The 21,784-nt window shown below is 43.4% G+C and carries 24 protein-coding genes and 1 pseudogene; 18 read left to right on the top strand and 7 right to left on the bottom strand.

What is annotated here, in order from left to right; translation table 11 throughout:
* Positions 1-23 precede the first annotated feature (23 nt).
* The 6 genes from murQ to TY03_RS12725 all read left to right on the top strand — a co-directional run bounded on the left by murQ (position 24) and on the right by TY03_RS12725 (position 7,135).
* Complete coding sequence (gene murQ, locus TY03_RS12750; RefSeq protein WP_042370624.1) at positions 24-842, top strand: N-acetylmuramic acid 6-phosphate etherase; 819 nt, start codon at positions 24-26, stop codon at positions 840-842.
* 27 nt (positions 843-869) lie between these two features.
* On the top strand, positions 870-2,705 hold the full coding sequence (locus TY03_RS12745) for a serine hydrolase (RefSeq protein ID WP_042370622.1): 1,836 nt from the start codon (positions 870-872) through the stop codon (positions 2,703-2,705).
* 189 nt (positions 2,706-2,894) lie between these two features.
* On the top strand, positions 2,895-4,394 hold the full coding sequence (locus TY03_RS12740; protein ID WP_042370620.1) for an L-lactate permease: 1,500 nt from the start codon (positions 2,895-2,897) through the stop codon (positions 4,392-4,394).
* 47 nt (positions 4,395-4,441) lie between these two features.
* Positions 4,442-5,176, top strand: a complete 735-nt coding sequence (locus TY03_RS12735) for a (Fe-S)-binding protein (RefSeq protein WP_042370618.1) — start codon at positions 4,442-4,444, stop codon at positions 5,174-5,176.
* Positions 5,173-6,561, top strand: a complete 1,389-nt coding sequence (locus TY03_RS12730) for a lactate utilization protein B (RefSeq protein WP_042370616.1) — start codon at positions 5,173-5,175, stop codon at positions 6,559-6,561. The genes TY03_RS12735 and TY03_RS12730 overlap by 4 nt, the downstream gene beginning before the upstream one ends.
* Positions 6,554-7,135: a LutC/YkgG family protein gene (locus TY03_RS12725; RefSeq protein ID WP_042370614.1), complete on the top strand. Its 582-nt coding sequence runs from the start codon at positions 6,554-6,556 to the stop codon at positions 7,133-7,135. Before TY03_RS12730 ends, TY03_RS12725 begins: the two co-directional genes overlap by 8 nt.
* Before the next feature lie 117 nt (positions 7,136-7,252).
* On the opposite strand, the gene TY03_RS12720 is transcribed toward TY03_RS12725, so the two are convergent.
* The 7 genes and pseudogenes from TY03_RS12720 to TY03_RS12690 all read right to left on the bottom strand — a co-directional run bounded on the left by TY03_RS12720 (position 7,253) and on the right by TY03_RS12690 (position 14,308).
* A complete protein-coding gene (locus TY03_RS12720; protein ID WP_042370611.1) occupies positions 7,253-7,939 on the bottom strand; it encodes a Crp/Fnr family transcriptional regulator in 687 nt (228 codons plus the stop codon).
* A gap of 52 nt (positions 7,940-7,991) precedes the next feature.
* Positions 7,992-9,284, bottom strand: a complete 1,293-nt coding sequence (locus TY03_RS12715; RefSeq protein ID WP_042370609.1) for an alginate export family protein — start codon at positions 9,282-9,284, stop codon at positions 7,992-7,994.
* Between the two features lie 7 nt (positions 9,285-9,291).
* A complete protein-coding gene (ccsA, locus tag TY03_RS12710) occupies positions 9,292-10,083 on the bottom strand; it encodes a cytochrome c biogenesis protein CcsA (protein WP_042370607.1) in 792 nt (263 codons plus the stop codon).
* Positions 10,080-11,324, bottom strand: a complete 1,245-nt coding sequence (locus tag TY03_RS12705) for a cytochrome c biogenesis protein ResB (RefSeq protein ID WP_042370605.1) — start codon at positions 11,322-11,324, stop codon at positions 10,080-10,082. The genes ccsA and TY03_RS12705 overlap by 4 nt, the downstream gene beginning before the upstream one ends.
* Positions 11,325-11,337: 13 nt before the next feature.
* A pseudogene (locus TY03_RS12700) lies at positions 11,338-11,937 on the bottom strand (ammonia-forming cytochrome c nitrite reductase subunit c552); the annotation flags it as partial.
* Between the two features lie 764 nt (positions 11,938-12,701).
* Positions 12,702-13,739 (bottom strand): YbjQ family protein, encoded by a 1,038-nt coding sequence (locus TY03_RS12695; protein ID WP_042370601.1) that lies wholly within the window; start codon positions 13,737-13,739, stop codon positions 12,702-12,704.
* Between the two features lie 89 nt (positions 13,740-13,828).
* Positions 13,829-14,308 carry a hypothetical protein gene (locus TY03_RS12690; RefSeq protein WP_052332489.1) on the bottom strand — a complete coding sequence of 160 codons (480 nt, stop codon included), beginning with the start codon at positions 14,306-14,308 and terminating at the stop codon, positions 13,829-13,831.
* A 200-nt stretch (positions 14,309-14,508) separates the two neighbouring features.
* Here TY03_RS12690 and TY03_RS12685 point away from each other — a divergent pair, with 200 nt between their 5' ends.
* The 12 genes from TY03_RS12685 to TY03_RS12630 form a co-directional block, all read left to right on the top strand.
* Positions 14,509-14,766 (top strand): hypothetical protein, encoded by a 258-nt coding sequence (locus TY03_RS12685; protein WP_042370599.1) that lies wholly within the window; start codon positions 14,509-14,511, stop codon positions 14,764-14,766.
* Positions 14,767-14,774: 8 nt separating this feature from the next.
* Positions 14,775-15,209, top strand: a complete 435-nt coding sequence (locus TY03_RS12680; RefSeq protein WP_052332464.1) for a hypothetical protein — start codon at positions 14,775-14,777, stop codon at positions 15,207-15,209.
* A gap of 4 nt (positions 15,210-15,213) precedes the next feature.
* Complete coding sequence (locus TY03_RS12675) at positions 15,214-15,393, top strand: hypothetical protein (protein ID WP_042369758.1); 180 nt, start codon at positions 15,214-15,216, stop codon at positions 15,391-15,393.
* Entirely contained in the window at positions 15,393-15,794 is a 402-nt protein-coding gene (locus TY03_RS21510) for a hypothetical protein (protein WP_052332488.1), read from the top strand. Before TY03_RS12675 ends, TY03_RS21510 begins: the two co-directional genes overlap by 1 nt.
* 185 nt (positions 15,795-15,979) lie before the next feature.
* Positions 15,980-18,043, top strand: a complete 2,064-nt coding sequence (locus TY03_RS12665; RefSeq protein ID WP_042370597.1) for a hypothetical protein — start codon at positions 15,980-15,982, stop codon at positions 18,041-18,043.
* Positions 18,044-18,078: 35 nt separating this feature from the next.
* Complete coding sequence (locus tag TY03_RS12660) at positions 18,079-18,972, top strand: AAA family ATPase (protein ID WP_042370595.1); 894 nt, start codon at positions 18,079-18,081, stop codon at positions 18,970-18,972.
* Positions 18,972-19,601 carry a P-loop NTPase family protein gene (locus TY03_RS12655; RefSeq protein ID WP_042370593.1) on the top strand — a complete coding sequence of 210 codons (630 nt, stop codon included), beginning with the start codon at positions 18,972-18,974 and terminating at the stop codon, positions 19,599-19,601. Before TY03_RS12660 ends, TY03_RS12655 begins: the two co-directional genes overlap by 1 nt.
* 4 nt (positions 19,602-19,605) lie before the next feature.
* The gene (locus tag TY03_RS12650; protein WP_042370591.1) at positions 19,606-20,052 is read left to right on the top strand and encodes a hypothetical protein; all 447 of its coding nucleotides are present in this window, start codon (positions 19,606-19,608) and stop codon (positions 20,050-20,052) included.
* Positions 20,053-20,072: 20 nt separating this feature from the next.
* Positions 20,073-20,684 carry a hypothetical protein gene (locus TY03_RS12645; RefSeq protein WP_042370589.1) on the top strand — a complete coding sequence of 204 codons (612 nt, stop codon included), beginning with the start codon at positions 20,073-20,075 and terminating at the stop codon, positions 20,682-20,684.
* A gap of 1 nt (position 20,685) precedes the next feature.
* Positions 20,686-20,979 (top strand): hypothetical protein, encoded by a 294-nt coding sequence (locus TY03_RS12640; protein ID WP_042370587.1) that lies wholly within the window; start codon positions 20,686-20,688, stop codon positions 20,977-20,979.
* A gap of 13 nt (positions 20,980-20,992) precedes the next feature.
* Complete coding sequence (locus TY03_RS12635) at positions 20,993-21,373, top strand: hypothetical protein (RefSeq protein ID WP_042370586.1); 381 nt, start codon at positions 20,993-20,995, stop codon at positions 21,371-21,373.
* Between the two features lie 13 nt (positions 21,374-21,386).
* On the top strand, positions 21,387-21,784 hold a 398-nt coding region (locus TY03_RS12630; protein ID WP_042370585.1), incomplete at its 3' end, for a hypothetical protein.

Below are 21,784 nucleotides of genomic sequence, written 5' to 3'. Positions count from 1 at the left end.
TTCATTAACTAATCCAGCATAGTATGGCTTTTATTAAAATATCAGAGCAACCCTCACTCTACACCGATTTAGAGAAGAAATCAATTCGCGAATTACTGGAAGACATCAATACCGAAGACCAGAAGGTAGCCTTGGCTACCGCACGCGCCATTCCACAAATAGAGAAACTTGTCGCCCAAATTGTTCCCCGTATGAAGCAGGGGGGGCGCATCTTTTATATGGGTGCCGGTACGAGCGGACGCCTGGGTGTACTTGATGCCTCGGAAATACCTCCCACCTTCGGTATGCCTCCTACACTTGTCATCGGACTCATTGCCGGAGGAGACACGGCTTTGCGTAATCCGGTAGAAAATGCAGAAGATAATACAACCCGTGGCTGGGAAGAGCTCGAAGCACACCATATCACAACTAAAGATACCGTAATAGGTATTGCTGCATCGGGCACCACCCCCTATGTAATAGGTGCTTTGCGAGCAGCCCGTGAACACGGTATACTGACCGGATGCATTACCAGCAACCCCGATTCGCCCATGGCTGCCGAAGCCGATGTGCCTATTGAGATGATTGTAGGACCGGAATATGTGACAGGTAGTTCGCGTATGAAGTCAGGAACCGGACAGAAAATGATCTTAAACATGATCACTACCTCGGTTATGATTCAACTGGGACGGGTGAAAGGTAACAAAATGGTCAATATGCAACTCAGTAATCAGAAACTGGTAGATCGAGGCACACGTATGTTGATCGAAGAGCTTGGTCTTGAATACGATCAAGCAAAAGCTCTGTTGTTGATGCACGGATCGGTTAAAAAGGCCGCAGATGCTTATCGATCCAATAAATAAGTAACGCAATATGTAATCGGTATCATTATGAAAAGTCTTTTGATTGCCCTTATCTGTTTTTTAATCATTGATTCTGCCGCTGCACAATCACTGCCGCGTGTGGCACCCGAACAAGTAGGGATGAACTCTCGCCATCTCAGCACCTACGCCGATGCTGCCATCGAAGAAGCGATTGCCCGAAAAGATATTCCCGGTGCGGTACTTGCCATCGTTCGTCAAGGAAAGCTTGCCTACCTCAAAGCGTATGGACACAAACAAGTATACCCCACGATCGAACCAATGGAAACCCAAACGATTTTCGATATGGCTTCGTGCAGCAAATCGATGTCGACTGCTATTTCGGCCATGATATTGGTCGAGCGGGGCAAGCTACGCCTCATAGATCGCGTCGGCCTGTACCTCCCCGCATTTGAAGGCTGGATAGACGAGCAGGGTAAAAAAACAGACATACGCATTATAGACCTCCTGACACATACGTCGGGACTACCCCCTTATGCACCCGTTAGCGAGTTGGAGAAAAAGTACGGATCGCCCAACCCCGAGGGGTTGCTTACCTATATCAACACCTGCAAACGAGACTTTAAACCGCAAACCGATTTTCAATACAGTTGCTTGAATTACATCGCCTTGCAGCATATCATCGAAACCGTTAGTGGCCAGTCGTTACGCGAATTTGCCAAAGCCAACATTTTCGATGTGCTGGGGATGACACATACCGATTATTTACCCACGACGCGCAGAAACAATCAATGGATCACTATTTCTCCCAGTCCATTCGCTCCGCTTATCGCCCCAACAGAGAAACAGCCCGACGGCAGTGTTCTTTGCGGACAAGTTCATGATCCGCTCGCGCGCATCATGAATGGAGGCATATCGGGCAATGCGGGCGTTTTCTCCAATGCCGGTGATGTAGCTTTGCTGGTCGCTGCTCTGCAAAACGGAGGTGAGTTGAACGGCCACCGTATTCTTAGTCCGTTCAGCGTTAAGGTCATGCGTACCGTTCCCAGATCGGTAGCCTCCTTCGGGCGAACACCGGGCTGGGATGTTTCGTCACCCTATGCGTCCAATAATGGCGACCTCTTTGGGCCTAACACCTACGGACATACCGGATATACCGGCACTTCAATCATTATTGATCCCGACAACGATACATCGGTTATCCTATTGACCAATCGTGCCCATCCGGAAGACAAAGGAGAGGTAGTCCGTCTCCGTTCGCTGGTGGCCAACGCAGTAGCTGGTGCTATCTACCCTACCCCACGCCTCTATACCGATCATTACTATCAACGATTTCTTGGCTTCGAAAACGAGACACCGATTACCAACAAAGACATTGTGATGCTAGGCAATAGCTTAACGGAAGGTGGCGGTGATTGGAAAGCCCGTTTCAAGACGAAAAAGACCGTTTACAACCGTGGTATTATTGGCGATGAAGCAATGGGACTACTGGATCGTCTTCATCAGATTCTGCCTGCCCGGCCAAAGAAGCTCTTTCTTATGATTGGTGTTAACGATCTTTCTCACCAACTCACTCCCGATAGTGTAGTCACCCTCATCACCCGCGTGATTGATCGCGTACGAACCGATTCGCCCGATACTCATCTTTACGTACAAAGCCTGTTGCCAATTAACGAATCAGTTTGTATCTATAAGACAATGATAGGAAAAACGGAGCTTATCCCCGAAATCAATACAAAGCTGAAAGCAGTCGCTCAAAACCGAAAAGTAACCTTTATCAATCTATTTCCTCTGTTTACCGAAAAAGGCACCAATGTATTACGTCCCGAACTTACAAGTGACGGACTTCACTTGACAGAAGACGGATACGTTATTTGGAGCAAAGCATTAAAACGATATTTGTGAGCGAAAGAATAATCCAACAAAAAATAGAACCACATATTCGGCTAAGTCTTATAGGATAAGAGTGCCAATCTGGAGTAGAAAGTAATTAATAAGTAAAAAATAAAAGAAACGTAATGCTGAAAAGCAGGAACTAAAAGGAGGTCTGGTTTGTTCAATACACATAGTACTGATCAAACACACTTCTTTATTATGGAGCTTATACTTGCCGTCATTCCGGTTTTACTTCTCATTGTGTTAATGGCATTCTTTAAAATGTCGGGTGATAAGAGTAGCGTTATCTCTCTTATTGTAACAATATTGATCGCCTCTCTAGGCTTTCACTTCTCTGTAGGTAACCTTTTTTACTCTTTTCTTTATGGAGCATTGAAGGCAATATCTCCCATCTTGATTATTATCTTGATGGCTATATTTAGCTACAATGTATTGCTGAAAACGCAAAAGATGGAGATTATCAAACAGCAGTTCTCCTCCATCTCGACTGATAAAAGCATCCAAGTACTCTTATTGACCTGGGGCTTTGGAGGGTTACTAGAAGCAATGGCAGGTTTTGGTACCGCAGTAGCCATCCCCGCAGCCATCTTGATTAGCTTGGGATTCAAACCGATCTTCTCGGCTGTGGTCAGCTTAATAGCCAACAGTGTGGCAACAGCTTTCGGAGCCATAGGTACGCCCGTCATTGTGTTGGCCAAAGAGACCGGATTGGATATATTGCAACTCAGTAGCAATGTCGTTTTGCAGCTTTCCGTACTGATGTTCCTCATTCCTTTTGTTCTGCTATTCCTAACCGATCATAAACTGAAATCATTGCCAAAGAATCTATTATTGGCTTTATTGGTCGGTGGTTTCTCTTTCGGAAGCCAATACCTGGCAGCACGCTATATGGGAGCTGAGTCTCCCGCCATCATTGGCAGCATTGTTTCGATTATTATCATCGTACTCTTCGGCAAACTTACAGGAAGTAAAGAAAAAGAGACTAACAAGACTCATTTACAGACAAAAGATATATTGAGTGCATGGAGCATTTATCTCCTGATACTGTTCCTAATCTTTATGACCAGCCCGCTTTTCCCAGAGTTACGTAGTTTCTTAGAGTTGAACGGAGTCACTAAAATCACGCTCCCAATCCATAATACCTTTGTTGACTATAAGATAGGATGGCTTACCCATGCTGGAGTACTATTATTTATCGGCACGTTTGTGGGGGGGCTTATACAAGGTGCATCGGTAAAGGAGCTCTTCGCCGTATTGTGGAGTACAACAAAGCAGTTAAAGAAAACATTCGTAACAGTTATCTGTTTGGTAGGTTTGTCTACCATTATGGATTTTTCGGGGATGATTGCCGTTATTGCCACTGCACTGGCTGCGGCAACCGGCGGACTATATCCGCTCTTTGCACCAATCATCGGCTGCTTAGGAACATTCATTACCGGAAGTGATACCTCCTCGAACATTCTTTTCGGTAAGTTGCAAACAACGGTAGCCGGGCAAATCGGTGTCAGCCCCGATTGGTTAGCCTCTGCCAATACCGTAGGTGCTACCGGCGGAAAGATTATCTCTCCACAAAGTATTGCCATCGCAACCTCTGCGAGCAACCAACAGGGTAAGGAGGGCGAAATCTTAAAAGCCGCTATTCCCTATGCTTTGGCCTATGTCGCGATAGCCGGTATAATGGTTTTCTTATTTAGCTAACAGAAAACCAAACAGATGATTCTACTACAAATTAAACTAATATAATTATGACGATTGGCTTATTTATCCCGTGTTATATCAATGCAATTTATCCTCATGTGGGTGCTGCATCGTATAAACTATTGAAAAGCTTCGGTCTGGATGTAGACTATCCGATCGATCAAACCTGCTGCGGACAACCGATGGCAAACGCAGGGTTCGAGAGCGAAGCGGAAAAACTGGCAATGCAATTCGAAGCAAAGTTCAAAACGTACGACTACATTGTGGGGCCGTCAGCGAGTTGTGTCGCTTTCGTTCGCGATAATTACGGACGACTGATAAAGCAACACACATGCAGCAGTGCCCAAAAAGTATACGATCTCTGCGAGTTCATCCACGATGTGGTGAAACCAACCAGCCTGAAATCCAAGTTTCCGCACAAAGTGAGTTTACAAAACAGTTGCCACGGCGTACGCTTATTGAACCTCTCCTCGGCCAGCGAGATGAACGTTCCCTATTATTCGAAACTACGCGACCTTCTTTCATTGGTCGAAGGAATAGAAATTGTAGAACCCGAACGACCGGACGAATGCTGCGGTTTCGGTGGAATGTTTGCCATCGAAGAAGACGCCGTTTCTGTTTGCATGGGGCAGGACAAAGTCAAAAGGCACCTGGCAACCGGAGCCGAATACATTGTTGGTGCCGACAGCTCGTGCCTGATGCATCTCGAAGGAGTCATTAAACGAGAAAAGAGCCCGATTAAAACGATCCATATTGCCGAAATATTAGCTTCAGAATTATGAGTACGAAACATTCCATCGCAGCAACAAAGTTTCTGCAAAACAAGAAACAAGAAGAGTGGCAGGACGAAACTCTTTGGCAGGTACGGGAGAAAAGAGACCGCATGAGCAAGCAACTTCCCGAGTGGGAGCAGTTAAGAGATATGGCTCGCGACATCAAACTGTATTCAAACAGCCACCTGCACGAACTGCTACAAGAGTTCGAACAGCATGCCTTGGCCAATGGCGCCATCGTTCATTGGGCAAAAGATGCTGAAGAGTTTAACCGGACGGTATATGATATTCTGCATAGCCACCAAGTAAAACGATTCATTAAAAGCAAATCGATGCTTGCCGAAGAGTGCGAACTGAACCCCTTTTTAATAAGTAAAGGAATAGAGGTGGTAGAAAGCGACTTGGGCGAACGTATTCTGCAATTAATGAACCTCCCTCCGAGCCACATTGTGCTTCCGGCCATACATATCAAAAGAGAGCAAGTAGGAGCACTTTTCGAAGAGAAGATGGGAACAGAGAAAGGAAATTCAGACCCGACCTACCTCACTCATGCCGCCCGTAAAGACCTTCGCAACAAGTTCATCCACGCACAAGCGGCCATGACCGGAGTAAACTTTGCCGTAGCTTCGACAGGCGAAGTAGTGGTATGTACCAACGAGGGCAATGCAGACATGGGAACCTCGCAACCCACCTTGCAGATTGCCGGAATGGGATTGGAGAAGATCGTACCCAATCGTGAGTCGTTAGGTGTTTTTACCCGCCTACTAGCTCGTTCGGCTACAGGACAGCCCATCACGACCTATACCTCCCACTATCGCAAGCCACGCAAAGGAGGAGAGTTTCATATCATAATCGTAGACAACGGCAGAAGCGATATTCTGGCAAAGCCGGAACACATAAAAACGCTGAACTGCATTCGCTGCGGAGCTTGTATGAATACCTGTCCGGTTTATCGCCGCAGCGGTGGATACTCTTATACTTATTTCATTCCGGGGCCCATCGGCATTAACTTAGGTATGCTCAAGTCGGAACAGAAATATTTCGACAACGTATCCGCTTGCTCCCTATGCCACTCCTGCTCGTTTGTATGTCCGGCCAAAGTCGACCTTGCCGAACAAATCTACTTGTGGCGGCAAGACTTACTTCGCATAGGACGAGCCAATAAAACCAAAAAGGCGATGTCCGATGGTATGCAATACTTAATGGAACGCCCCAAGCTCTTTAATTCGGCTGTCCGGATGGCTCCCATTGCCAACCATCTTCCCCATTTTATGAAATACAACCACCTCAATACGTGGGGAGAGGGACGCGAACTTCCGGAATTCAGTAATGAGTCCTTCAATGAGATGTGGAAAAAGAACAAACTAACCTCAAAAGCAGATCACGATGAGTAGTAAAGAACAAATATTGCAGCGCATCAAGGGACATACGCTGACAACGCACCCTATGCCCGATTTAAAAGCCATTCATGGAACGGTTTATTCGGATCGAACGGATCAATTCATTCAAATAATGAAACTAGTAGGAGGAGATGCTCTTGTGGTGAAAGAGAATGAAGACCTCAATGAAATAATACAAAAGCTGTATCCCAATGCCAAACGCATCGGCTCGGTACTGCCTCAAATTACTTGCGCCACTTTCAACCCCAACGACACGGACAATCCGGCCGAACTAGACGGAACCGATCTGGCAGTCATCGAAGGGGTATTCGGTGTTGCCGAGAATGGGGCTATCTGGATCGAACAGAACATCAAACAGAGAGCTCTCTATTTCATCTCCGAAAATCTGGTGATTCTATTGAGAAAGAGCGAGTTGGTCAACAATATGCATGAAGCCTACTCACGAATAAACAATCATAGCTACGACTTCGGTGTCTTTATTTCGGGACCATCGAAGACAGCAGACATTGAGCAAGCGTTGGTTATTGGAGCTCATGGAGCAAAGGGAGTGACGGTATTGCTTATATAAGTTTTGCTGTCAGTTTAGTGGAGATACAAAGGCAATAGAACTGATCACTTAAAAATAGCAGTTCTATTGCCTTAAAACGAAACAGTTACATGATTCATGACTGTTCTTTGTAGATATTTAGATGTACTCTTTCAAGGCTTGCACACTCAAAAGTGTCACGACTTTCTTGTTAACTTCGATCAATCCTTCTTTTACCATTTTATTGATTTCTTTCGATAAGGCTGGTCTGGTAACTGCCATATAATCGGCAAGTTGCACCTGATTGTGCTCCAAAAGTGCCGATGTAGGCGATGTACGATGCTCCATCAAATAATAAACAAAACGACTACGCAAAGATCGGTAAGATAAAATTCTGAGCCGAACAACCGTACATTTGTTACAATTGCCTGCCACACACAAAAAGCTATGCAACAGTTGTGGTTCGGAACTAATCAGCTTAAATACAGAAGCCTTTGTTGCCATAAGTAATACAGAATCTTTACTAGCAGTAAAAGTAGCCGGCAATAAGGTATTCGTTCCGAACAAGTGAGGCGTCGCAAATGTGCGGGGAGCGATAATCTCTTCCACTTTAATCAAATTGCCTGCCACATCAATAATATCGACTGATAACTCTCCTCTCAGCAATACATACAAGTGATGACAAATAGTATCTTGTTGCAATACTACTTTTTTTCGAGGTATCTCATATAATACAAACGCTAACTCCTTTAGTAAACGGCGCTTTAAGTTGCTATCCAACTGGCAAAACAGCGGTATCTGCAAAAGTAATTCCTTGTAATCATCTGTAAACTCGATTTTTACCACAATGTGTTCTTATTAGTATAAAAGCAAAAATAGTATTTTTATGGAAAACTAACTACCATTTTGCAAATAATATACGTGGATTTATATTAATTGAGAGCCATCCCCAATCTTGCCACGCATTGTGGTTACCTCCTTTTATTGCATCCATGTATTTTGTTCCGAGCATTATTGAATACCCAAGTGTTATCTTCACATCTTTCGCAATCGTATAGTCTGTCTGTAAATCGATCTCAGAACCAATACTTCTACCCTCCGACCGATCCACAGCCTTCACATCATAGGTCGTTGAAAAGTGATGGTAATTCAAACTGCAAACCAAAGAAGCTTTCGGTCTAAAAGTCAACCCTAACTGTTTATCCCACAAACCCTTGTTGTATGCCGAAGCATAAAAATAATCCATACCCCCATAGAATTTATGATGCGTACCGTAAAGTGGATCGAACGTTGTGACTTTTTCACTGTCCGGATCACCGCTCAGATAATCGCTCAATAACGAAACACTCCATTGGCGATTAATTTCATAATCCGCCTTTAAGCCCAACATATAAGCAGATACCGTTCGAGGTTCGTCTATCCGGCCAACCCTCTTCTTACCAAACTGATAATAACCGCTACCAGACAACAACCACTTTCCGGAGGTATAAGTAATATAAGTACCTGCTGTTTGCATATACGTAGTTTTCCCCCTTTGCTTCTTTGTATCCGTACCGGGTTCACCTGTTTCCAGTCCTATATTCATAAATAATATGGAAGCATTCAGGTGCGTTCCGTACTGTCCGTTGTACCACAAGGTTTGCATCGTTTTGTAGGGTTGTCCACCAACTGCATAATAAGTTTCTTTCACTTTCTCATCATTCTGATTAAAAGCTAAGACAAGATGTACCTGATGTTGCTCTCGTTTGTATCCCAGCTTCAAAGCATCATGAAAACGACCTGCTACATTCCAGTCCAAGCTCCCCAATAAACGTTCGTCATCGTATACCAAAGGCTGACGTCCAAGCTGGGCAAACAAACCTTTTCCCAAATCGATCTTTGCCCACGCCTCATTGAGAGCAAACCGCCCATTTCGATCAATCTGCGGATCTTGCCCCCATACACCCACATGCTGAGCCGAAAGTTTCATCTGCAACCTCTCTCGCTGATAGCCCAAGGAGAAGCGGGCACGATTATTGATAAAAAAGGCCGGATGATCTCCCTCAGAACGGGGTGACAATGCTCCATTTCTATACTCTGCCCGAGAGCGTAACTGAGTGTCTATCGTGAACGTATTTTGTCCATTCTGAGCATTCAGAGATAGTATAGAAAAGAGAGAACCCAGTGTTGCGAATAAAATAGTTTGTCTCATACGTGTGTTAATTTAAATTATAAGTATGTATACTTACTCCTTGTGCCGATGGCAAATAATTGATACCATACCAGCACATTTGCAAAAGTAAAAAGCAGACCAATAACCCGGTTAGTGCCTTGCGGTAGCTATACCTACTTTGAATACGAAAATGAATATAGCATAAGTAACCGATCCAAGTGGCTGCAGCCCATGTCTCTTTGGGGTCCCAACTCCAATAATGTCCCCAAGCCTCTTTCGCCCACAAGGCTCCAAAGAGCATACCCAGTGTAAGAAAAGATAATCCCACATTGACCAGATTATCACAAAGCTTCATCTCTCGTTCATCAATCCCGGACCGTTTAAACCAAAGCAGATAAACAGCCATTACAAAAGCTGCACCCAACATAGCGTAGGCAAACATATACACAATAACATGAGGAGCAAACCAAGGACTCTGCAAAGCCGGCATCAAAGTCTTATTATGAATCTCGGGACGAAAAATATTGATACAAATAAATACCAGCGACAACAAAGAGCTGAAAGCCAAAATCCACTTATAACGCCAACGCAAATAGGTAATAAGCCCAGCCAATGGCAAGAAAAAGGAGTACCATAAACGAGTCTCACCCATGGTTCGCAAAGGTGGACGCTCAAGTGAAATCCACATGCACAGAATGAAGTAGAAAAAAACGGCTAAACCGATCGATGTTAATATAACAGCGACCATAGGACGTATTCCTTTCCATCCCACAACCGCTCCACTTGCCCAAAAGAGTACAGCCACTATAGCAAACCAGCCAAATAAATCCCAACTCATCCCAGTTCCTCCTTTCTTTTACGTGTCAAGGAAAACATACAAATAGCTCCTACGATCATCATCCAGATACCCGTATAAACAACTGGCAACCACGGATCTTTTACTAATTCAAAAATACTCGTATCACTCCATCGCCCCTTTTCTTCATCATAGCTCAACAAGTAGATCTTCCACCCTTGTATTTCGAGTGGGTGGTTCACCTCAATAACCGCTTCCTTTCGAAAACCGGATTCGGTATAAACGATTACATCAGAAGTAAACTTCCTTGGCTCGCGATCGGGCATAATGAGGCTCAAATGCTGATTCAGCCGTAACGCTTTATACGGAAACAAAAAACTGCCACAACTCACCCAACCTTCGCGACGCTCATTCGTTCTTACATTCAGAGCCTTTACGTAAACAGCATAAGTAGCACCGGTAGAATGAAAAGCTACAAACTTTACCGTATCTTCGGTCGCTACACTTGCCGCTTCCGGAAGCCGCTCAATCAGTTCCACCTGCCAATCAAGCAATGCTCCCCGGTCAAACTCTTCTTCCAAGAACAGGCTGACGGGTCTGCCTTGCGGAACAATCCGCCCCGTTTCATTATCAATCAACATCAATTTAGGAGGATACTCCTCTATCATAAAGTCACGTAGCTCAACCGCCAAAGGTAGCTCGACTACCTCCTTATACTCATTCATTGCACGCCATTCGGCTTTCCCTACCTGCGTTGTCATCTTCAGCCGCTGCATATCGGCACTCCCCAGAATGGCACCGATCAAGGCAATAAACAATCCGAGATGATTGCATAAAAATGGAATATCCCACCAACGCACATGCATCAAACGGCGAAGGATGGTCATCCCCAACAGCGTAATAAACCAAAAGAACAGCAACACAAATGGACAGGAAGAAAGCATATACGAAAACCCCAACCCATTGCTCGTGTCAGCCTGCAATAGGTGGCTTGATGGCAGCTGACGAATCAGCCCCATCAAAACGACCAGTACAGTCAGTGCAATCATTCCTGTTACCGCAGCAAAATAGCTACTCATCCAACGAATAAGCGTTCGTTTACGAAAAAAAACGTAAACAATCACCAGCACTGCCACATAAACCAATAGAGAGACTACATTGACGGGGTATGATAAAAACGTAAGTGAACAGCTGCCAATGATTAATTGCCACAATGCTCCAACCGTTAAGAGCCCGCCACAGATTATGAAGCCTTCTTTATATCCCCAGGGATTTTTCCACATCATCCAGTCAGCGTTAAGTAGTTACTAACCGCCCGTTGGCTTTCGCTTTTTCAAGCCACCGAGGTACGATTGTTTTAAGGAATTTCTCTTTATTTTCGTGTTCTGTCTTCATATCCAAACCGATATATTTCTGTGCTTTCTCTTTGGTGGAAATATCGGGCATGGGTACTTCGCCCACAAAGCCGTTTTTGGCTAATACTTTAGAGACTGTTAAGCGGGCCTGCATAGCCTTGTCGAGCCCATGCCCTAAAATACGCTGAATCTCTTGGGGTGCATGAAACGAAGCACCGTGTGAGGCTACTGCAAAATCCCATCGCCATTGTGCCTGGCGGATTAGTTTGAGTGCTTCCTGCATTTGCGCCTCGGTAGCCCCCTTCTCCCAAGCATACTTCGCTTCTATATGAACTTTTGCCAATTCTTGTTCAAGACGATTGCGAATTTCGTTCGCCTTCCGCTGCCGTTCGTACACATTATTGCGAAGTGTCTCCTCACTCTCGCGGTGGCAAACCTGGCAGGTGCGATCGATCATTGCCAACGGGCTCTGTATATGATGATCGCTGAATTTCATTCCTCCTTCGCTTTTATAAGGCATGTGACAGTCGGCACACGACACGTATGGGGGATAGAACGAATTGTGTAAACTATGACATTATGAAAAGCTTCGCAAAGTCCGATGAATAAAGCGTTTCAGAGAATATGAAGAGAATAAGGTTTTAAATCGACGTGTTTACATTGCTTTGCTTTTGCTTTGCAAAAAGCTTCAAAATGGAGTGAAAGAAACTGGATAACTTTACATCGTCTGTGGGATTCCCTTCTTTCTTACACTAAGATAATACGATTCTACCAAAGAACCAAACCGGCATTGCTTTAATACTGATACAATGGCAAGCGAAACCCTCTTAAATACCTTTTTTATAGGTGTTTGAGAGGGTTTGTGTTTCTATGTGAATATATAGGTTAGGAAACTGGAATGGTCGAAAATGAGCGAAAAAAGACGATGTGAGGCGTTTGATTACAGATATACGACTTTAATATCCTAATTGTCCGCCAAGTTGTTAAAATATAGTTAATTATAGGTTTAGGGTTACTTTAGGGTTACGGGTTTAGAGTTACTTTTTTGGAGATATTTTTTAAATGTTGATAGTTTAGGGTTACTTTTAGGGTTACTTTTTAACGTTTTTAACTACGTATTTAGATATGAAATTGAGTTTATAAGCCTATTTTAATGAATGAAACACGATGTTTTATGTAGGAAAATGTAGTAAGATAAACGTCGATAAGAATTATAAAACACACTTAACGCATTGATATTCAGTAAGCAAGAATATAAAACACTACTTTTAGCAGTGAAAAAGTGCGCGTGTGCCATTTATATTATTATACAGGTTTTAATAATGATTCTAGTGACTGAACTTTTAATTTGAAAGCATTAACTCTATTTATTTGATATGGAGTAAGCCCCTTGATATTTAATTCACAGCCATATTCTTGGCAAAAGACCTGTGAGGATGGGTTCTTGTGCCCACGCGGGCAGATATATTTCTCTTCACCTTTAGAAAACATACCTTTTACTACTTCAACCTTTCCTTTGTCTGGAATAGTGTCAAACAAGGAGATTATTTTCTTCATTGATAATAAATCATCATTCGTATAACTATCTTTGTTTGCATCCAATAATGCAACAGCGGTATCTAACTCATCTTTCTTAATTTCATTTATAACCAAATTAGCATCAAATAGATTATGTGCTTTGACTAACTTAATGATATCTTGCTCATTTCGGGAAATATTGTCATTCATTAGCTTGATGGCAACTTCTTTATCTAATCGTCCTAAGAAATGAGGAAAATTTTTAACCAGCAATTCTTCATTATTTAAAGTAGACATACTTGTCATACTCAAATAACGATTCAGTAATAAATGGGCTAATTCCTTTATAGGGTAGTTTGATAGGAAGCTCCAATCGTCGGAAGAAGGTAATTCTCCTGCTTCGACTCTTTCTATTAAGTCTCTTTTAAGATATTCAGATGTTAAATGCTCTGCTGAAACAATAGAGTCAGAACATGAAATATTTTCTTCTATCTGTTTTTTAACAATCACTTTAGTGGCGGTTCCAATCACAGAAATCATAAACATTGATTTTCCTTTTCCTGATATCTCATCAAAATCAACACTAAGACCTACGATGCAATTAGCACCTAATATTGCAGCTTTTTGAGATAAAGCATCAATTCCACTTTTGTAAATTAGGTCTAACCTCTTTTGATAGGTTTCAGATGTTCCTCCAAAAAAATCGGTAAATGATGCGGCGAGGTCAGAAAACACATTGGTTCCTATTACAACATTCGTAGAAATTACACCGAAATATTTTTCTATCTCCCCATTTTCTATGCTGTTTGTGGTTGTAATTATCATATTTTATCTCTTGATTAAATTATTTAATTTTGTAATACATCTATATCTTGTGGCTTAATTTTCAATAATATTCTCATATACCGTTCTCTTTACCGGGCACTGGCAGAATCTACATTTTCGATTTTCTGCGAAGAAGCATTCTTTGTAGATGCAGTCTTCGCAGTTGTCTTTCCTTTGAGGGAACCCGCCTCCAACTGGCTTATCTTTAGCTTCAGTGCTCCTATCTCTTCTATTAATAATTTGTTTTCTGCTTTTTCTTCTTTATACATATTATATATAAAGGATTCTTGAATAGACGAATCCGGTTGAGTATTTTGCGATATATGTTCTGAAGTAGATTCCTCTTTCTTATTGCGAAGCATTGATCCCTTACCAGTAAGAAGCCAATCACAATTTAAGTTTGGATATCTACTTATTATTTTAAGCAACTTATCGATTCCAAAATTCTTTTCATAGGTCAACATTTGGGTTATTTGTGCACTTGAACAGTCGATATTACGGCCAAATTCGTTATTACTAATACCCAAATGAGCAATATACAGCTTGATTCTACTAAAAATACTATCCATAACTAAAAATATTTAGTGATTTGTTTTGATGCTAAATATTATTAGCATACATTTGCATCGTGATACCATTACACGTAGTGAAATCGGTTTACATCGTCCAAAGATAAGAATTAAACTCTAAATAATAATAAGTATGGAAAAGGTTTTAGAACACGCTTCTGAAATGATTGATAAGCTAACAAACGTAAAACAGTAGATATATGCAAAGAATTGACTGGGAAGACCCCAAAAAGAAAGGTGAGGCTTATGCCTATTTGGCAAGAGTGTTCGGTGTGAAAAAATCGGCTGTCAGCCTGGCCATGAGTTTTAAACGCAACAGCCTAAAGGCTGCACAAATGAGAAGTGTCGCTATTTGCGAACTAGGTGCAAAGTTGCTGAGTGATTCCGGATCGGAGGTTAGATCAACTAAGATACTGGACTCCAAAGGTAATGTGGTAAAAGTAGTAACTTTTAAATAGTACATATTATGATTTACTGGAAAGAAGAGTGCAAGAAATTGGCATCTGCCAACGCCAAGGTGGTAGTGGTAGATGGGTACGATCAGGAGGGTGTTCCCCAATTTGTGATTTTTGACGTGTGGTCTGCCATTGGTAGCAAAAGTGGCCGTAATTCATATTGGAATGTGTTGATCGGTGCTGAATTGAGCGATGGTTGCTGCTGTGTGACATATCCCCATATCCTTGCCTACAATGACGGCAAAAAGGTAGAGGTCGAAAAGTTGGAACAGTACCACCCCGCATGGAAACTCAGTGAGGAAGGCGAGCGAAAACTTGAACTAGCACGCAGTATAACAATGACGGTAATCAGAAGTGAATTTACCCAAATTCCGTCCGTGGATATTTTCCCGATGAGCGATCAGGAACGTGAGATATTAAAAGATCGGTTTTTAAATAAAATGTAAAATCATGAAAACATTACGTTGGATTCAGAATGTAGCAGCCGTAGTAGCGATGTTTATGGCATTGTATCTGGCTGATGGTATTGAGGTAAGTCGTAAGGATGCGTTATCCGCATCGGTAATCGTATTGTTGGCAGTACTAATGCTGCTTAGCAGGGCTTGGGATGAAGAAAGGAGGGCCGAGTAATGAATAGAGATTATTTGGAAGAGCTAAGAACACATCTGCTGTCATACCACGAAGCCGAACAGGGTCTTATTTCCACCAGTCCGAAGTCAATTGCGTTAGAAATGGAAAATTATGAAGATTCCTATATATGGTTACGTCTCCCAATTCCGGATGAGCATCCTGAAAGGGTTTTAAATATGATTCACTCAGGAGTCGAAGAGCTTCCCAACACGTGTCTTGCTGGTATTCTGGTGGCAATATTAAAAAATCGAGTTCCCAAGGACGTGAATCTGACCGGGATGAGCATTGATAACCGTCAAAATCATTTACGCTTCTGTATTTCAGGTTCAATTTCCTTAGAAGACCTCCGAACTCTTTGCGAGCAATATCCATCGAATCCTGATTTGGGAGATGGAATGTGAATCGAATCATAAAGTAATTCATAATAATGGTTTTTTAACGATGCTACAAAGGTAGCAAAACACTCATGGTTCGTGAGAATAGTGAGTGTGTTTTACAGCAGCAAGTTAAGAGCTTTACAGAGCAGCTTACTTTTTCGGGGCGGAGCCGGAATTTGTACTAAATATAAAATAAAAATATACGTGATATGGAAATGTTTGGAAATATACGATGCGTAACATACGGAGAACTCGTTGGAAGTGGAATACTTAGCGAACCAACTTATAAGAAGTATGTGCGATGTGGTAAAATTCGTATTGTTCAGCGTGGTGGAAACGGTAGGAAGGCACTTATCGATTATGATTCTCTATATGATCCAGTCCGCGAGGTGTATGATTCACACAACCCTGATGCCGTTCAAAAAATCAAAGAGCAATATATGAGTAACATTCTAATACCCGATCCTAAAGCGGTGGAGTATTACCGCGACAAATACCGCTTACCCGACGGAAGCGGATTGACCGACAAGAAGCAAGCCGAATATGTGCTGAATGCCGAGGTGATGAATGAGATGATACGTGTAGAGAGCAATACACGAGCACTACACAGCAAGTGTGGATTCATACGCAAAGCACAAGTCTGGGAAGCTGTAGAGGGTACTTGTGATAAGTTGCGCGAAGCCTACGGGCACACCTTACGCAACAGCCGTCTGCGCGAAAAGTTTAACCAATACAAGAAAGAGGGTTACGCTGCACTCGTCAGTCGCAAGGTTGGTAATCAGAACACCCGAAAGATCGGAACCGAAGAGGCGCGATTGCTATTGAAGCTACGCCGCAGCCGCGTTCCCGTTTACACCGAGATGCAGATATTCGAAGAGTTCAACCACCAGGCAACACTCCGTGGCCTCGAACAGCTTAAAAGCCCTACAAGCGTTCGGAATTTCCTATTCAGCCCGGCCATACAGCCGCTTTGGTTTGCCATTGTTCACGGTGAACTCGAATGGCGCAAGAAGTACAGTGCATTACTCAAAACAGAACAACCCAGCTTGCGCGACTCTGTTTGGTACTCAGATGGTACGAAGCTAAATCTCTACTACCGCAATGAAAGCGGTAAGATATGCACTACCAGTGTGTACGAAGTGATGGATGCTTACAGCGAAGTATTATTGGGTTACGATATCGCTCCGGGCGAGAAGTTCGACAGCCAGTTCCGCGCATTCCGCATGGCTGTGGAGACAGCCAAGGTGAAACCTTACGAGATCGTAAACGACAACCAGGGCGGACACAAAAAGTTGAGTGCACAAGACTTCTTTAAAAAGATTTGTCGCCTGCACCGTTTTACCGCCCCATATAGCGGACAAAGTAAAACCATTGAATCGGTATTCGGCCGGTTTCAGACACAGATATTGCATAAGTACTGGAACTTCACGGGACAGAATATAACGGCCACTAAGCAGAACAGCCACCCCAATATGGAGTTGATACTTGCCAACGTAGACAAGTTGCCTACACTCAAAGAAATGAAGCAGTTGTATGCCGAATGTCGAAACGAATGGAACGAAAGCGCCCATCCGGCTACCGGTATCAGCCGTCAGGATATGTACACCATGAGCGAAAATCCCTTGACGGTTCCGGTGACAGAGTTGGATATGATTCAGATGTTCTGGCTTAAAAGCAAAAAGCCGATTACTTATACCAACAGCGGCCTTTGCATCGAGATCGGCAAACGGAAATACGAATACGAGGTGTATGGCGCCAATGGTTTGCGTGATGAATCGTTTGCCATGAAACACACCGGACAGAAATTCCATGTACTGTATGATCCGCGCGATATGACTCTGGTAGAATTGTGGTATGAAACAGCAGACGGATTAAAGTTTGCCTCAGGCGCCACTCCGAAAGTCAGTGTTCACAGAGCGATACAGGATCAGGAACACGAAGAAACAGTTCAGATGCGCGCCCAGATAGAAGCCAGCAAAGCCAACCGTGCCGCCATGTTGCTCCTGATGGAAAACTTCGATAAAGAAGAAGGTATTGCGCTTGAATACTTCGGACTCAACACCCCCAAGACCAAAGGACTGTCCGATAAAAAGATGAGAGGATACCGCGAAGAGTATGAAGATGGCACATTGATCCCTCCGGTGCAGTTGCCCCCAAAGAGCGAACAGCCGGAAGAATCAGATCAGGTATTGGAGTTCTCCGATGTGGGCGAATACACGAAAGAGCTATCCAACTTCACCTTTGACGATGTAGATCGCTATAACCGCTATTAAACCGTATTTAATAACCATTCAAACATCATTTAAATATGAAAAATTTAACTATCGCAGATAAAGATGCCATTCGCAATGCCCTGAGTGCTTATTGCGATAATTACCCTACCCGCAACCGTGCCAGCGAGAGCTTGAACGGCGTCAGTTCTGCTACCGTATCGCAAATCATCAATTCGAAGTATGCCAACATCTCAGACGATATGTTTACCAAGATCGCTTCGCAGATTGGTTTCAGCTTTGAGAAGTGGCAGATACACGAGAGCAATGCTTTCAACGATCTGACTTTCACTTTCACCGATGCACAACTCTATAAGAACGTCACCTGGATAGTGGGCGATGCCGGATGTGGAAAAACAACAGCCGCCATCAACTACCGTAAGAACCACCGCAATGTATACTACATCCTTTGTTCCGAAGATATGCGCAAAAGCGACTTCGTGCGTGAGATAGCCCGTCAGGTAGGTGCACCGACCGATGGTACCAATTTGAGGGATATGCTCGAATATGCGCTTACCATGATTGCATTTCTAAACAATCCGCTACTTATTTTTGATGAAGGTGACAAACTGACCGACTCCGTTCTGTACTACTTTATCTCTATATATAACCGATTGGAAAACCGGGCGGGTATTATCTTTTTGAGTACCGACTACATGAAGCGTCGCATCGAAAATGGTTTGCGGTACAATAAGAAAGGTTATAAAGAGATCAACAGCCGGATCGGTCGCCGCTTCTTTGAAATATGCACCACAACGCAAAACGATATCTATGCCATCTGCCGAGCCAACGGACTGACCGATGAAGCCGAAATAAAGAAAGTGCTCAAAGACGCCGAAGCATCCGAGAATGACTTACGTCGAGTACGCAAGGTGGTGCATGCCCGCAAGCGTATCATTGAATCAAAACGCAAGAAAGGAGAAGAAGAGTAATGGGAAGAGCCAAGTCAGTAAGTGAGATACTAACGACCAAGATTCCTTCTTTTCCTTTCGAGGGCAAATTTTATGATGCTTTCGGATGCCCGGAGCGTCGGGGTGTATGGATCGTATGGGGAAACTCGGGTAACGGAAAAACCTCTTTTGTGATGCAGCTTTGCAAATACCTCTGTCGCTTTGGTCGCGTAGCCTATAACAGTCTCGAAGAGGGCGCCAGTTTAACGATGAAGAACACGCTTATCGAGTTTGGGATGGCAGAGGTCAACCGTCGATTCCWATTGCTCGACAACGAGCCGATTGATGAGTTGTCAGCTAGGCTTAAGAAGCAGAAAGCCCCTGATATGGTAGTGATAGACAGTTTTCAGTATGCACAGATGAATTATAAGCAGTACATCCTCTTCAAGGAAGAGCATCGCAACAAGCTGATTATCTTTATCAGTCATGCCGACGGAACACTGCCCAATGGTCGCTCTGCCCGTAGCGTAATGTATGATGCCTCGCTGAAAGTTTATGTAGAAGGTTTTCGGGCATTCAACAAAGGACGCTCCAAAGGGCCTACCATGCAGTTTGATATCTGGCCGGAAAAGGCAGAAGAGTACTGGTACCGTAAATTATCAAAAAAATAATCACATGAAACCAATCGTCAACAAAACCATCACTCCGCAACAACTTCGCGCGTTACAGTCTTGCTTCTCGAAATTGGGCTTTGATGATGAAGAACGGCACGGGTTCGTTGCACAGTTCACCGATGGAAGAACAAGCAGCAGCAAGGAACTTAGCTTCGACGAAGCTCGGCGTATACTCTCAGGGTTGAAGGAAGACAATAGTAAGAAACTCGGTGTTGCCGCCAAGAAACTCGTAGGTGAAATCTATGGGCTGTCGCTCAAAATCTCTTTCCTGAATAAAGATTACTGTGATACTGACACCCCGGAAGACTTCGAGATGAACAAAGCGAAGCTCAATGTATTCGCCCGCACTCGTAGCGCCTGCAGAAAGAATATTACGAAGATGAGCCTCGATGAGCTAAAATCTTTTAAGAAGCAGCTCGAAGCCATCTTACATAAAGAGAACAAATAACTTAAAAATAATAATTAGTTATGAAAACAAAGAGAGAAATAGACCACGCAGTGGCTCTTTTGAAAAAGAAAGGCGATCCGGGTAGTTTGGTACAGGCTGAGGTGTTAACCGGTCGGCACGATGAGAAATGGGTATTCAACCGTTACGTCAATGTACCGGAGTCTGAAAAAGACGAAGCGATGTTCTTTGCTGCCAGAGATGCAGCACAATATCTGGCGGGTAAGATCGGACTTGACGCACTAATACCCGGAGCGGTAGAGCCCGATGTGAAATCGAATCCCAAACGCATTCTCCCGGAAGATGAAGAACAGATCGTTGTATCACGACGTACGTTGACTAATTTACTGCAACGCATCAACCGGTTAGAGCGATTGGTAGGCGTTCGTAAGGTTGCCATGAAACTAAAACATAAACCATTAACAGAGAGCGTGCCTGCCGATCTGATTAGTCAGGCCGATGCACTTAGAAAGCTTGGTTGCGGTAAGAGCACTATTAAGCGCTGGGCATCGAAGGGGCTTATTAAGGGATATGTTCAGAATGATCGTGTATCCTACAGTCTTTCAGAGCTGTATGCCAGCGAAGTGGTCAAGGAGTATTTGGAAACCAAAGAGTTTACGGATAATATAAAGTAGTATGGCAATAAGCAATAACAATTTATCCTTGCGAAAGCAAGAGACAAAGCGTATTAGCGAACGTATGTCAGAGACAGCCAAGCGAATTGATACGATTACCGACCGCCTGTACAACGGTTCCGGCCATATCCCCGCTTCCGAGTACGACGATCTGCTCGCTGAATACCATACCGCTCTTCGTCGCTATGAGTTGGACGAGATTTATCTGGAGCAACTCAACTCGAAAGCAAAGCTCACTGATGAAGAGCGTGAGCGAACCAATAAAAAGTATTACAAAGGAAATTATAAGTATTAAAAACAAAATAGTAATGAGCAAAGAATCAATAGCAATGTATTTCGGTACAACAGGAGTCCCCGGACATCACATCACGATGCTAAGCGGTAGTATGTCAGTAAAAGACCAGTGCCGAATAGGTGGTGAAATAGATTCAGACGATGCCTTGTACTCTGCCATGAAAAAATGCAAGGGTATTGGGTATGTCTACTATCGTGGAGTTACAATGCTGTGTATTCCTTACAGCGCGCATGATTCCCGCGGTGGGAGTAAGTCAATATTCATCATGGAAGGGAAAATTGCAAAGGATGAAATAATAAAGGAGCTGCAAAAATACTCGTGGGTTTACAGCTTATTCACTAGGCTACAAATAGATCATCATCTTGGTGATGTGGAAGAATTTGAATTAACGTAAAACGTATTGAAATATGAGTGAAAGAACAGTTCGAATCACAGATAAGTACGATGTAAACTGTGGCAAAGAGTTTCCGGGATGGCTAGCATACCATGACCTTTATCACAGGGGTGGCACAAATCAACCTATTGAAGACCTCTATCTTGTAACCATTGACGGGAATGAGAGAAGATATGTAAGTTCTCAAATTGATGTAGAACACTATCGGGAGCAAATACTAAAAGAGGAAATAAAAAACCTCGGTGCCAAAGTAGGCGATAAGGTAAGGGTTCTTAAAGAAACCAGTGGTAGTTATGGGAAGCAGTATTATGATCGTAAAAGCAAAAATGGCTTTCATACTATTACAAAAATAGAATGCTATGGGCATGTGACATTTGACAACGGAGAGGCTGAAATGTTCAGACCGACAGT

The organism is Bacteroides neonati, from assembly GCF_000499785.1.
Taxonomy (GTDB): Bacteria; Bacteroidota; Bacteroidia; order Bacteroidales; family Bacteroidaceae; genus Bacteroides; species Bacteroides neonati.
Note: the sequence above shows the minus strand (reverse complement) of the source record. Positions and strands in the feature narration are given on the sequence as shown.